The organism is Trichocoleus sp. FACHB-40 (assembly GCF_014695915.1).
Classification (GTDB): Bacteria; Cyanobacteriota; Cyanobacteriia; order Cyanobacteriales; family FACHB-T130; genus Funiculus; species Funiculus sociatus.
In genome coordinates, this window is record NZ_JACJPF010000041.1 from 113,488 (window position 1) to 128,062 (window position 14,575).

Consider the following 14,575-nt stretch of genomic DNA (forward strand, 5'->3'; position numbering starts at 1 on the left):
ATGCTGCCGTCATAGCCAATCCTAGTGCTTGATAGTTTTTTACCGTGAATTCTTTGCTCTTATTGCGACTAATTTTCGATAAGTCTCAATTACAGTAAACAACTTTATCCCCTTTTGGCAACTAGCAATAGATAATTTTTATCATTTGTATTCAATATAATCGAGTTTGGCTATTCTAAATCTTCTACATCTTTTGGTAGATGCTAGGTAATAAGTTTAAGAGTAAATGGATTTTCTTTACCTTCGTGGCAAACGCGGCTCTATTCGCCGCGCCACAGTCCCTTTGGGGGTGTCGGCTTCTTCAAGGAAAAGTTACCCAGCCATTTTTTGGATTTGGGCAATCGCATCTGATTAGTTAACACTTCTTCACCAATTGTCTTTAAAAGAGAGACTCGAAAAACTTCCTTAATGCCTCATTTCGGCTTCTTTTTGGCGAAATTATCTGTTTGGCTCCCCACAATTGGAACGTTAAAAGTGCCAGTCCATCAGTCTTAGCTCTTTTAGTAGTTCAAAGCTGCTAGAGGATGAGGTGAGCAGGTTCCCCAGCTCACCCTGATAGTAATTCTCAATAAAATAAATTTGTATAACCATTGACATTGGTAGTAGAGTCATTTTATTTTTACTAAGTTAGTGCAAATAACTTTCAATAAGTAGCCGGGTCATCCACTATGACCTGACTATATCGATTGGTGTTGAGGAAACCGGATTGAAACTACATAAATTACTCTCTAGCCTGTTGCTGACAGGCTCCGCTACCCTGTTAGCGGCCACTTCTGCGATCGCGCAAACAGTACAAGTAACAGGTGTGCAACTCAAGCAAACGGCGAATGGTTTGCAAGTCATCCTCAAAACTAACAATGGCAACGAAGCGCAAAGCTTTACTGGTCGTTATGGCAACACGTTCTTTACTGATGTCATCAACACTCGACTAAAGTTACCCACCGGACAAAGCTTTAGTGTCAGTAACCCCACAGAAGATGTTGCATCGGTGACAGTACAGCAATTAGATGCTAATAGTATTCGGATTAAAGTTATCGGTACAGATGGTATACCTACAGCACAACTAACTCAAAGCAACCAAAATTTAGTTTTCAATTTAACGCCACCATCAGGGACAGCTGTTGTGCCTCCGCGAAGGACAGCACCTGCAACCAGAACTCCAACAGCACCAACAACACCAACAACTGGAACTCCGACAACACCTTCAACACCAACAACTGGAACTCCGACAACACCAACAACTGGAATTCCGACAATACCTTCAACCGAAACTCCGACAGCACCTTCAACTGGAACTCCGACAACACCTTCAACCGAGACTCCGGTAACTGAACCGGGAACGCCGCCACCTGCTGGAACTGTACCGGATGCTTCTCGACCAGGGGGGACACCGGGAAGTAACGAAATATTGCCGGATAGAGTAATCGTAACGGTAACGCGCACAGAAGAAGCCCTAGAAGATGTACCGCGTTCTGTCACCGTAATCACCAGCGAGCAGATCCAGCGCCAGACAGCCTTGACGAGGGACTTAGGGGAAACTATTGCCAAGTTAGTTCCCGGATTTGGCCCTCCCAATCAACAAAACCGTTCAAATGGTCAAACTTTGCGGGGTCGTAACGCTTCCATTTTGATTGATGGTGTTCCCCAGCAAAACAATAACTCTACACTTGTTCAGTTCAGAAACATTGCTCCTGATGCTATTGAACGCATCGAAGTTGTTCGCGGGCCGAGTGCAACCTATGGAAGCCAAGCGACAGGTGGCACGATTAACATTATTACTAGAAGACCAAGCGAAGAAAGGCTAACTTCTACAACTCAATTTGGTGTGTCAGATGCTTTGGGGAATTTGGAAGAAGATAGTTTTGGCTATAATCTCCAACACTCAATTTCTGGTACAGAAGGGATTTTTGATTATCTGCTTTCCGTCTCAGGAAATTGGACAGGTGGCTTTTATGATGCTCAAGGCGATCGCATCCCCACTGATAATGGGACTCTAGACGACACCACGACCTATGGCATCTTGGGTAAGGTTGGTTTGAACTTTGATGAAAATCAACGCCTGCAATTTACGATCAATCACACTCGCGATCGCCGAGAAGTCAGTTACATCCCAGATACAACCATTGAAAGTATCCCCGGCTTGCAAAAACCCCGCGCCATTTTTGTTGGAGAACAAGATTATATCGGCACAGACGATCCGGCACAACGGGGTACAGTGATTAGCTTGGGTTACACCAATGAAAATCTTTTAGGTAGTAACGTTCAGGCTCAAGCATATTATCGAGATAATACAGAGATTAGTATTGCTTTTGATTATCGAGATGACGGCTTCTTTGATGCCATTACTCAATTTCCGAGAAGGGAGAATACTTGGGGAGGACGATTACAAATAGACACGCCCTTATTCGAGAATGCTAGTTTACTCTGGGGCGTTGACTATGAAAAACAAAAAAATACGGCTTCCGATGTAGACGTGTTTGACTCAGAAGCTTTTGACAACAGTGGCGGTCGAACTTTAAGAAAAATTGGTTCTCTGACTCCATACACCCCAGCTTATGACTTTGAAAGTTTGGGATTGTTTGCCCAGATGCAATGGGACTTAAGCGATCGCTTCCGAATCAATGGCGGAGTGCGTCACGAACGTAGCGGTCTAAGTATTGACAACTACACGACTTATGAAGGGCCGGGAAATCCAGGTAGAGACATTGAAGGGGGAGAGAAAAACTTTAGCGCCACCCTTTTTAATATCGGTGCCGTGTATAACCTAACAGATGAAGTAAGTTTGTTTACCAGCTTTTCTCAAGGATTTTCTGTACCTAACGTTAGCTTCGCCCTCGGTTTTCCCCCGGATGGATTTGCAGTTGAAAAAGACTTTCAAGCTTTAGAACCGCAGAAAGTCGATAATTACGAAATTGGAGTACGAGGTAACTGGAACAATGTGCAAGCATCTATAGCTGGTTTCTACAACTACTCAGCTTTAGGTTCAGTCCTTAGCTTCACAGGAAATGATTTCGGTGACTTTGAACTTCTGCGTTCTCCACAACGGAACTACGGCGTTGAAGCTACTCTTGATTGGCAAGCTGGAGGAGGCTTTGCCCTTGGTGGTACAGTGAGTTGGACTGAAGGCGATATTGATGAAGAAGATACAGGTGATTTTAGACCTCTTAGCAACCGCGACATCCAACCCATAAAGATCACAGCATATGTTGAACATCAAACTACACCCGGCTGGCGAAATCGATTGCAACTTTTATATAGTGGCGATCGCAGGCGGGGATTTGAAGATGGGGTTGGTTTCCGTCAACCACTCAGCAGCTACGTGGTGGTTGACTACATCAGTGGCATAAAGTTGGGTCAAGGGGAATTGTATCTAGGCATTGAGAACTTGCTAAACAATCAATATTTCCCAGTCTTTTCTCAATCTACGACTGGTGATGATGATAGTAGTTACCTTGCTGCTAGAGGTAGAAGTATCAGCATTGGCTATCGTCTGACTTGGTAATATCGTAACTGCTCACAGATGGGTAATCAGGATAGGAAACATGAAACTACGCAAACCCGCATTGATTTTGCATCGAATTGTTGGGGTAATAGTAGGACTATTGCTGATTGTAATTGGCTTGACTGGTAGCGCGTTAGTCTTCTGGCACGAGATCGACCACTCCCGGAATTTAACTTTGATGGAAGTTGTCCCTCAAGGCGATCGCATATCCCTAGAGACTGTAGTGAAAAATGCCCGTCAAGCCTACCCAGACTTTTTCCCTGATTCCATCGAACTAGCGCGATCGCCAGAATTAACTCATCAAGTCTGGATGAAATCAAAAGATGATAAATGGAACAAAATTTACATTAATCCTTACACGGGAGCAGTTCTAGGTTCTCGTCAGTGGGGACAAACTCTGATGACTTTCATCTATGACATTCACAAGACCCTCCTCGCTGGCGAAACTGGTCAAATAGTCGTGGGTATATGTGGCATATTGCTGCTGCTACTGGGAATCACTGGATTAATACTATGGCCTGGCTGGAAACGGTTCGGTCAAGGTTTCAAAATCCGATGGAATTCTCCTAAGCAACTGGTTAACTACGACATCCACAAAGTAGGAGGGATTTTGTCCGCTGCGTTCCTAATCCTCCTTGCTTCCACGGGAGCAGCGTTGGCTTTTAACTCTCAGTTTGAAAGTGTAATTTATGGGTTGACAAATACACAAACACCCGCCGAACCAAAATCTACCCTTGTTCCAAATAAGTCACCAATAGCATTAAATGCAGCTTTACAAAAAGCTTCTTTAGCATTGCCAGAGGGGGAAGCCACCTATATTTCCCTTCCTAGCGAACCGGATGTGGCTTTTCGAGTCACCATGAAATTACCCCAAGAAGCAACTCCCAGCGGTCGCAGTAATGTTTATGTTGACCAATACAGGGGTGAGGTTTTACGGGTAGAAAATTCTCTTAAGTTACCCTTGGGAACCAAGATTATGAATGCACTGTTTCCTATGCACATGGGTAACTTTGGTGGGATTCCTATGCGAATTTTATACGTGTTTATAGGCTTCACACCCACTGTTTTATTTCTCACGGGCTTCGCGTTGTGGCGTCAGCGTCAGTGGGCGATCGCACGTCGCAAAGAAGCTATGTTCCAAAGCCAAAGCTTACCAGAAGGGAAGGAAAAGATACTTACGACTACTGCATGGCCTTGGATTTGAGAGTTCTAACATCCATCGACCATTTAAACTTAACTTTTCCTATCCAAACTTTGACTGTTTACTTGTGTATAGCAGCCCTATTTGAGCTGTGACTACCTTTTAAACGAACCGCTAAGGCAGACAGGGTGTTGAGGAGAAGGAAAGGGAGAAGTTATTAAATGAGTTAGTATTGCTATATAAAAGCTTTATTTTTATTTAGTAAAAAACAGCTCCTCCGGGGGATATAGAAGAGTCTGGAAAAAAGAGCGAAAATTTTTTAATTCCTACATGGATTGCTATGTATGAGTTTATAAAAACCTGATAAATCTTTCTTTTCTCAAGTTCTTAACATAAAAATCTTAAGATTGGTTAAACAGTAATTATATTCTTAATTTAGTTCAAACCTACGGAAAATAAACGCATACGTGTGAATTTTCATGGGTTATGCTGGGATTAAACTAACCTAGAATTAATAATTTATTTATGAGTTTCTCTCTTTATCAGTCAAGCATCTCAGTAGTTCATCAAAAAAATAGAGACGTTGCCTGCAACGTCTCTACACATTAAATAGGATTGCTATATAGGAGAAAAAACTAATGGAACCAGAAAATCAGCCAACTAACCTTAACAAGTTTCTTATTATTTGGATCGGACAGTTGGCATCAGTTCTTGGCTCCGAGATGACTAACTTTGCTATTACTTTATGGGCTTGGGAACTTACAAATCAAGCAACGCCCTTGTCTTTAATTATATTTTTTACCCACATCCCAAAAGTAATCGCCGCCTCTTTCGCTGGGTTATTTGTCGATCGCTGGAACCGTAAATACTTAATGATGCTGGGTGATACAGCCGCAGGTTTCTCGACAGTTGCCATTTTATTACTACTGTTGACCAATCACTTGCAAATTTGGCATTTTTATGTGACAGGAGCCATTAATGGTTTCTTTGGCTACGTCCAGAGTCTGGCTTACTCAGCCTCTATGTCAGCGATCGTACCCAAACAGCATTACACTCGTGCTACTGCGATGAGTTCATACATCACCTATTCTGGTTCTAGTATCATTGCACCAGCGTTAGCGGGGGCGCTTTACTATACAATTGGGTTCCAAGGAATCCTGACAATTGATATTATTACCTTTGCGATCGCTATCAGTACGCTTTGGTTTATAGCTATCCCACAACCCCAAAAAAGCCAAGAGAGTCCCCATAGCCAAAACATTAAGCAAGAGTTGACATTTGGCTTCAGTTACATCTTGAAGCGTCCTAGCCTTTTAACAATCCTGATTTTCCTGCTAAGTTCTAATTTATTTGATACTGCTAATGGTGCGATTCATTCTCCGATGATTTTAGCTCGTAGTGGTGATAATGCAGGGGTACTCGCCAGCGTACAAGCTGCTATCGGTATAGGTGGTGTAGTCGGTGCTGTGGTACTTAGTATTTGGGGCATTTCCCAGCACCGCATTCACGGGTTGTTGCTAGGGACAGCATTGAGCTTTACTGGCATGATGGTGTTGGGTTTAGGAAATTTGCCCTCAATTTGGATGATAGCTGGGTTTTTTATGGCTTTCTTTTCACCTTTTATCGGTAGTTCTAATCAAGCTATTTGGCTATCAAAGGTGGAACCCAACGTCCAAGGACGTGTTTTTGCTACTCGCTACTTAATTGCCCAGATTACTGCACCACTGGGGTTAGCGATCGCTGGACTTTTAGCTGACTATGTTTTTGAGCCAGCGATGGTACCAGGAGGCTTCCTGGCTGGGAGCTTGGGTAGTATATTTGTACTGCCTCTGGATCTGGAATGGCACTTCAATATACTCTCTTCTCCTTTTGTGGTTTGCTCATCGGCTTGGGTGGGTATGCTTTCCCTGCGTTGCGCGATGTAGAAACTATTGTCCCAGACTGCGATCGCGCTACAGAGCCTAATCCCTGAAAAAATTAGCATAAATTTTTTTAGATTTATGGTGTATAAAATCTAAAAAAAACGTTTAAAAGTAATTTTTTCAGGATTCAACGAGATAGCAATTACTAAGTTATAGCAGTTCTAAATGATTCGAGAAGGCGAGATACCCGACTTTTTCAAGAAGTCGGGTATCTGAAAGGCTATCCTTCACAACTCAAATAGGATTGCTTGTGGAGATTGATGCGTTGGCAAAGCCCACCGAAGGCATCGCTATAATTAAAACAATTTCCCCAAGCTCCAAACACAGCAGTATGGTACAACAACTACCAACAGATACCGCACCAGCCATCATCTACCCTGACAGCGACGGGCAGCAAATGTCAGACAACACTAAACAATTCCGTTGGATTGTAATAATTAAGGAAAACTTAGAATTATTGTTTGCTGCTTACATGGATGTATTTGTCGCAGGTGATTTACTTTGGTATCCCGTCGAAGGAGATAACAAGACTCGCCAAGCGCCAGATGCAATGGTAATCTTTGGTAGACCAAAAGGTGATAGGGGTTCCTATAAACAATGGGAAGAAGATAATATTCCCCCACAGGTTGTTTTTGAAATCTTATCTCCCGGAAATCGTCTTAAAGCAATGGCTCATAAATTAAAGTTCTACGAACGCTACGGCGTTGAAGAATATTACATTTACGATCCAGATGACATTGAGTTAATCGGCTGGCTGCGTTCTGGAGAGCAATTAGAGATAATTGAAGAGATGAACGGATGGGTTAGCCCTCGTCTAGGGGTAAGGTTTCAGGTGACATCCGATAATTTGGAAATTTTTTCACCCACAGGAGAACGGTTTCTGACCTTTGTTGAATTGGCTCAACTTAGGGAACAGGAACGTCAAAGGGCTGAAACTGAACGTCAACGGGCTGATGAGGAACGTCAAAGGGCTGAAACTGAACGCCAACGGGCTGATGAAGCACTATCCCAGTTGGAACAAGAAAGACAGCGTTATCAAGCCTTAGAGGAACTCCTGCGAGAACGAGGGATTAACCCGGAACAGTTGTGAAGGCAGACCTAACCCCCTAATCCCTTCCCTGTGAGAGAAGGGGGAATTATGACTCCCCTCTCCTGCTAGGAGAGGGGTTGGGGAGAGGTTAACCCGCCACCCGCTTAGGCGCTGAAGTATTTCGCTGCTGGGTGATAGGCAATAATCGCAGTCGTAGATTGTTCCGGATAAAGTTGTTCGCTTTCATCCATGTGGAGATTGATGCGATCGCTTCCCAACAACTCTAACAACTTATACTGATCCTGAATATTCGGACAAGCCGGATACCCAAAACTATACCGACTCCCCTGATAACGCTGCGCCAAAATATCCCGAATATTATCCGGTTCCTCACCACCAAACCCAAACTCCCGCCGAATTCGGGCGTGAAGCCACTCCGCCACAGCCTCAGCCGTCTGCACCGCCAAACCGTGGAAATACAGATAATCGCTGTATTGATTATTCGCAAAAAGCTTCTGCGCGAACTCCGTCGCAATATCCCCTACAGTCACCGCCTGCATCGCAAACACATCAATTTGTCCTGACTCAACAGGCGCAAAGAAATCAGCAATACACAGCCGACGCATAGACCTCTGGCGAGGAAAATTAAACGTCGCCACAACCTTCTTCTCCCTCTCTTCCTTCGCGTCTTTGCGGTTCATCCCCTCCGGATCGTACAAATACAACGAATTCCCTTCAGACTGGCACGGGAAATACCCATAAACAACTTGCGGACGCAGCAAATTCTCCTCTAAAACTCGCTGCTTCCACTCCTTCAAAATCGGATAAACTGTCTCCTCTAAAAACTGATTGTACTCCTCACGAGACTGCTCTTTCGGCTTGCGGAATTGCCACTGTCCAGCAATCAAAGCTTGCAAATCCAGATACTCAAAAACCTCCGCCAACGGGATATCTTCAGGCTGCAATAACTTACTACCCCAGAAAGGCGGAATTGGACGCTCAATATCGGTTGCTACTGCCTCAGAACGCCGTGTATCTTCAGGTTGGGACACCACCTCATTCTTGCCGTCTCCGCCTGCGGGAAGGGTGTTATTTTCTTCTCCTTCCGTCGTTGACGCGGGAGGGTTGGAGAGGGAGTCAGATATTGCAACTTCATCCAAAAATCCCTGTAAATTATCCCAGTTTCCCGCAGATTTTGCCGGCATCAATTTATCCATGAAATGCAAGTCAGAAAAAGCATCTTTGCCGTAAATTACCTTACCTTTGTAAGTGTTTTGGCAATCTTCATAGACAAATTTTGGGGTCAGTGCCGCACCGCCTAAAATTACTGGAACTGTAATTCCTTTTTGGTTAAAAACCTCCAAATTCTCTTTCATAAAAGCGGTGGATTTCACCAACAACCCGCTCATCGCAATACAATCAGCCTGGTGCTGTTCAAAAGCATTAACGATGTTATCAACTGGCTGCTTGATGCCAATATTAACCACCTTGTAACCATTATTTGAAAGAATAATATCCACCAAATTCTTACCGATATCGTGGACATCTCCTTTAACGGTGGCAATTACTACAGTTCCTTTGGCATTATTTCCAGCATCTTTCTTTTCCATCAATGGTTCTAGATAAGCAACAGCCGCTTTCATTGTTTCTGCTGATTGCAACACGAAAGGTAACTGCATTTGTCCGGAACCAAACAACTCGCCAACAACTTTCATGCCATCAAGCAGGAAAGTATTAATAATATGGAGAGGCGGATATTTTTCTAAAGCTTTGGTAAGTTGTTCTTCTAAACCGATGCGTTCTCCGTCGATGATGTGACGCTTGAGACGTTCTTCGACTGGTAGATTTTCATCCCCAGAGCGATCGCGTTTTGTGGTTTTCCCTTCAAACAGTGTGGTAAGCTCTCCCAAGGGGTCATAAACGCAAACATCGCCTTCAAATTTGCGTTCATCGTAAATTAGCTTGCGGCAGACTTCTTGATGTTCTGGCTCAATTTTCGCCAATGGTAGAATCTTGCTGGCGCTAACAATTGCCGCATCCATCCCCACTGCCATCGCCTCGTGCAGAAACATGGAATTCAGCACCACCCGCGCCGCTGGATTCAAGCCGAAAGAGACATTAGAAACGCCCAGCATAACGTGACATCCAGGCAATTCTTCCCGGATGCGACGGATAGATTCAATTGTGGCTTTAGCGTTAGCCCGGTCTTCTTCAATGCCCGTAGAAATAGGTAGAGCTAGCGTATCAAAAAATATCTCGTGAGCTGGGATACCGAATTCAACAGCTTGATGATATGCCCGGTGCGCGATCGCAAACTTCTTATCAGCCGTCCGCGCCATCCCATCCTCATCGATAGTGCCAATTACTACGCCAGCCCCATACTTCTTCGCCAACTCCAACACCTTCAAAAAGCGCGGCTCACCATCTTCATAGTTAGTCGAATTGAGCAAACACTTACCACCAGAAACCTTTAACCCCGCCTCCATCTTTTCCCATTCCGTCGAGTCCAGCATCAGCGGCAAAGTAACATTTGTTACTAACCTAGATGCCAACTCGTGCATATCACGCACACCATCGCGTCCCACATAATCCACGTTGACATCGAGGACGTGCGCCCCTTCGCGCACCTGCGACTTAGCCAAAGACACCAGACCATCCCAGTCTTCAGCATTCAGCAAATCGCGGCACTTCTTAGAACCACTAGCATTTAAGCGTTCACCCACAATCAAGAATGAATTATCCTGGTCATAAGGCTGAGCGCTGTAAATCGACGCACCCGCAGGCTCATAGCTAGGCTGTCGCTCCTTCGGTTGCAAAGTCTTGCCAATTTCTGCCAACTGTTCAATATGGGCAGGGCGCGTACCGCAACAACCGCCAATCACCTGCACGCCCAAATCTTCTACAAAGTGCATCAGCGCCATCCGCAATTCCATCGGAGTCAGACGATAATGTGCATGACCGCCGACGTTTTCCGGAAGTCCCGCATTCGGGATACAAGAAACTACAAAAGGCGAATGTGCTGAAAGATACTTAACATGCTCCGCCATCCGGTCGGGGCCAGTGGCACAATTTAACCCCAAAATATCAATCGGGTAAGGTTGCAGAATCGTCAAAACTGCGCTGATATCAGAACCCACCAGCATCGTCCCAGTAGTTTCCATCGTCACCGACACCATCAACGCTCGTCTTTCGCCTTTCTTCTGAAATACTGACTCAACTGCATTCAGTGCCGCCTTAATTTGCAGCACATCCTGACAAGTCTCAACAATAAACAAATCTACGCCGCCATCAAACAGCCCTTCTGCTTGTTCTGCAAAAGAAGCTTGCATCGTGTCAAAGTCAATATGTCCCAGCGTCGGTAACTTTGTCGTTGGCCCCATCGAACCAGCAACAAATCGGGGTTTCTCCGGCGTAGAAAATTCTGCCGCCACCCGTTTCGCTAGTTCCGCCGCCTTTTTATTCAAACTATACGCTTCATCCGCCAAGTCATACTCAGCCAGCACAATAGACGCAGCGCCAAAGGTATCCGTCTCAATTACATCCGCACCAACCGCCAGAAAGTCGCGATGTACCTTCTCTACGGCTTCCGGCTTTGTGTATATCAGATACTCGTTACAACCTTCGTATTGCGCCCCACCAAAGTCTTCAGCAGTGAGGTTTTGCGTTTGCAGGTTGGTTCCCATTGCGCCATCGAAGACGATGACAGGGCGTTCGGGACTGTGGAGGCGAGTCAGGAAGGGGCTAGTCATAGATGGCGACGGCTTTAAAATATGAATTGAGTTAGGCTTTGAAGGTCAGCTTAATATATTTTGCAATATTTAATAGATTTCTGGAGTAATCAAAGCGATAAACATGCAGACAGTGAATACATCTACTCTCCCACAAGAGCAAGTTACCACACAAGCAATTATTTTAACTGGCGTTAAATGGCAAACTTTTAAGGCATCCGGATTAAGGGAACGCGAGTTGGGATCGAAAGTATGGCTCATGTGCGACACCCCCCATAAACCCAGCAGAATTACAGTTTTCATCCACTAAATAACGTTATTTCTCTGGGATTTTAAAACTGACCTATCTTTTGGTTGTTTTGGCCTTTTGGATACAGTATCCTTTTGGGTACTATCTTACTTTAAAGTGCATACTTTACAGCTTTAGTCAATATACATTATATTTTAATTATTGAATTTAAAAGTAAACCTGCAACAATGAAATAACCAGTGATCGCTGATAGAAATCCAATTGTTTTAGAACTGGAAACAGGCACTTATTACTGGTGTAGTGGCGGACAATCTGAAAATCAGCTTTTTTGTGACGCTCACAAAGAAATAGAATTTGCTTTTGGGGCTTTTGAGATTACGGAAAAACAACAAAAAGCAATTTGCAACTGCAAATACACAGGCAATCCCCCATATTGTGACGGTAGCCATAGCAAACTTTAAGCTGTAATTCCTGCTGCTACATCTTTGAGGTAAATAGGAGTAGAAAATGATTACGCTTCGGAAATCAGAAAATCGAGGACACGCTAATCACGGTTGGCTAAACAGTTACCATACATTTTCCTTCGCTAACTATTACGATCCTGCTCAGATGGGATTTAGAAGTCTGCGCGTGATTAATGAGGATCGGGTACATTCAGGTAAGGGTTTTCCGACACATTCCCACAATGATATGGAGATTGTCACCTATGTGCTAGAAGGTGCTTTAGAACATAAAGATAGCTTGGGTACTGGTTCGATAATTCGCCCTGGTGATGTGCAGAGAATGAGCGCTGGTACAGGTATTGCTCACAGCGAGTACAATCATTCTCAAACTGAAGGAGTGCATTTTCTGCAAATTTGGATTTTGCCGAATAAAAAAGGGGTAAAACCAACTTACGAGCAGAAGACTTATTCTGATGAAGAAAAGCGGGGTAATCTTCGCCTAATTTTATCTGGAGATGGGCGCAGTAACTCGGTGACTATTCATCAAGATGTCGATACCTATACCACCTTACTTGATACTGGTGAGCAAGTTATCCACCAACTTAAACCCAACCGTCATGCTTGGGTGCAGGTAGCGCGAGGTAGTGTAATGCTGAACGACAACTTGCTAGAAGCAGGCGATGGTGCGGCTGTGAGTAACGAGGAGTCACTAAAGCTAGTCGGTAAGGAAATGGCAGAAGTGCTACTCTTCGACATGGCATAATCGGCAAATTCCACTCTAATTTCTCTCCTTTAGTAGTCGAGTTAGGGGATGAGGGAAGTGCTATAGCAATCCTCGGCAGAGTTGTGAGCCAGCCCTTCAGATGCCCGACTTCTTAGAGAAGTCGGGCATCTCGCCTTCACGAATCATGTAGGACTGCTATAGAAAATAAAACTCTTTCCAAATAGGGATGCAGTGGTTTCAGCTAGACTGAAATAAAAAAGCAGCGTTGCGCCACTTTTGCTTATGTCTAATGTTGCATTTGACCGCAGCCCGTGTGTTTTACTTGTGGAAACAGACGAAGTTCTTGTTCAGCGTGTGAGTCTGGACTTAAGAGAAGCGGGATATACTACTGTTGTTGCGCCCGACTCCACTAGCGGTTTCCATCAAGCGTGCGAACTCCAGCCAGCTTTGGTTGTTGTAGATCGAGTTTTGACAGGAGATTCCGGGCTAAAGTTGTGTACTCAGCTGAGAAATGCAGGCTCTCGTGTGCCTGTGCTTCTGTTAATGGCACGGGATACGGTTGAGGATAGGGTTGCTTGTTTGGAGTCTGGTGCCGATGATTATTTTCTCAAACCTTATCGCACTGATGCCTTTTTGCAGCTGGTACGCCTCTATTTACAGCCGGAAGCTGGTGCTAATGAACAGTTACGATTTAGCGATCTGGTGTTAGACTTAGCTACTCGCCGAGCGATGCGTAACGGGCGAACGATTGATCTGACAATGAAGGAATTTGAACTGTTGAAGTATATGATGTCCCATCCCCGTGAGGTTTTGACCCGCGAACAGATTCTAGAAAATGTTTGGGGTTATGAGTTTATGGGTGAGTCGAATGTCATTGAGGTGTATATTCGATATTTACGTCTCAAAATTGAGGAGGAGGGGGAGAAGCGTTTGATTCAGACGGTGCGGGGTGTGGGGTATGTTTTGCGGGAAGCATAAGTATAAGGAAGAGGGATGAATTTGTGAGTAGTCGGGTTAGTTTGCTGTGGATAATGCTGTGCGTGTTGCTGATGGGATGTTCGCCACCAGTATCAAAGTCAGAACTAAAAACGCCTTCTGGTGAGGCGCAGTTATCACCAACACCAACTTCTTTGTCAGTGCCATTAGAATCTAAAACGCTTTCTGGTGAGGCGCAGGCTTCGGGAATCAAAGATAATTTGGGTCAAACTTTGCCAATTTCTGCTAAAGCTATTATTGCAGGTGAGGCGATCGCGTTGGAAGTGGCGCGTACTCCAGAGCAACAGGCTATGGGTTTGATGTACCGCACGTCTTTGGCTGATGACCGGGGGATGCTGTTTGAGTTCGGGACACCGCGACCAATTGGCTTCTGGATGAAGAATACACTCATTCCTCTAGATATGATTTTTATGCGGGATGGTGTTGTGAAATTTATTGCGGCAAATGTCCCTCCCTGCACTACCAGTATCTGTCCTACCTATGGCCCCGATACACCTACCGATCGGGTGATTGAACTCCGGGGAGGACGAGCCGCCGAACTGGGTCTAAAAGTAGGCGATCGCGTTACCATTGAGCAGCTGGATACAAATACGGATACCCCTACACGCCCAGCTTTGTAATTCTTATGAAACCAATTTAAAATTTAACTCATACTATTCGCGCATTTGTTACCAAAGTAAGGTAATCTTTCCCAAGATAGAGTTTGAGGGTGAATTTTTAATTTAAAGTTAACGCTTAAACCTCTTCTCGCTTCAAGAGAGTTGGTTCCTCTAAGGATGAGAGAGTGTTTCGGTGTGTAGGTGTGGGGTGGGTGTAACAGAAGCGCTCTTAAAAAGTAA

At 44.6% G+C, this 14,575-nt stretch carries 10 protein-coding genes; 9 read left to right on the forward strand and 1 reads right to left on the reverse strand.

The features are described 5' to 3' along the window. Positions 1-706: 706 nt before the first annotated feature. The 4 genes from H6F63_RS07015 to H6F63_RS07030 all read left to right on the forward strand — a co-directional run bounded on the left by H6F63_RS07015 (position 707) and on the right by H6F63_RS07030 (position 7,655). Positions 707-3,502: a TonB-dependent receptor gene (locus H6F63_RS07015; protein ID WP_190636055.1), complete on the forward strand. Its 2,796-nt coding sequence runs from the start codon at positions 707-709 to the stop codon at positions 3,500-3,502. Between the two features lie 40 nt (positions 3,503-3,542). Beyond that, positions 3,543-4,706 carry a PepSY-associated TM helix domain-containing protein gene (locus tag H6F63_RS07020; protein ID WP_190636058.1) on the forward strand — a complete coding sequence of 388 codons (1,164 nt, stop codon included), beginning with the start codon at positions 3,543-3,545 and terminating at the stop codon, positions 4,704-4,706. A 575-nt stretch (positions 4,707-5,281) separates the two neighbouring features. Next, a complete protein-coding gene (locus H6F63_RS07025) occupies positions 5,282-6,568 on the forward strand; it encodes an MFS transporter (protein WP_242019574.1) in 1,287 nt (428 codons plus the stop codon). Between the two features lie 328 nt (positions 6,569-6,896). After that, positions 6,897-7,655 carry a Uma2 family endonuclease gene (locus tag H6F63_RS07030; RefSeq protein ID WP_190636203.1) on the forward strand — a complete coding sequence of 253 codons (759 nt, stop codon included), beginning with the start codon at positions 6,897-6,899 and terminating at the stop codon, positions 7,653-7,655. Positions 7,656-7,759: 104 nt separating this feature from the next. On the opposite strand, the gene metH is transcribed toward H6F63_RS07030, so the two are convergent. Next, entirely contained in the window at positions 7,760-11,344 is a 3,585-nt protein-coding gene (gene metH / locus H6F63_RS07035) for a methionine synthase (protein ID WP_190636060.1), read from the reverse strand. Positions 11,345-11,447: 103 nt separating this feature from the next. Here metH and H6F63_RS07040 point away from each other — a divergent pair, with 103 nt between their 5' ends. The 5 genes from H6F63_RS07040 (at position 11,448) to H6F63_RS07060 (ending at position 14,356) form a co-directional block, all read left to right on the forward strand. Further along, positions 11,448-11,633: a hypothetical protein gene (locus tag H6F63_RS07040; protein ID WP_190636062.1), complete on the forward strand. Its 186-nt coding sequence runs from the start codon at positions 11,448-11,450 to the stop codon at positions 11,631-11,633. Positions 11,634-11,812: 179 nt separating this feature from the next. After that, the gene (locus H6F63_RS07045; RefSeq protein ID WP_242019576.1) at positions 11,813-12,034 is read left to right on the forward strand and encodes a CDGSH iron-sulfur domain-containing protein; all 222 of its coding nucleotides are present in this window, start codon (positions 11,813-11,815) and stop codon (positions 12,032-12,034) included. A gap of 46 nt (positions 12,035-12,080) precedes the next feature. Beyond that, positions 12,081-12,779, forward strand: coding sequence for a pirin family protein (locus H6F63_RS07050; protein WP_190438742.1), 699 nt, complete (start codon positions 12,081-12,083; stop codon positions 12,777-12,779). Between the two features lie 243 nt (positions 12,780-13,022). Next, entirely contained in the window at positions 13,023-13,718 is a 696-nt protein-coding gene (gene nblR, locus H6F63_RS07055; RefSeq protein ID WP_190422023.1) for a response regulator transcription factor NblR, read from the forward strand. Positions 13,719-13,741: 23 nt separating this feature from the next. Further along, positions 13,742-14,356 (forward strand): DUF192 domain-containing protein, encoded by a 615-nt coding sequence (locus H6F63_RS07060; protein WP_347276778.1) that lies wholly within the window; start codon positions 13,742-13,744, stop codon positions 14,354-14,356. Positions 14,357-14,575: the final 219 nt, after the last annotated feature.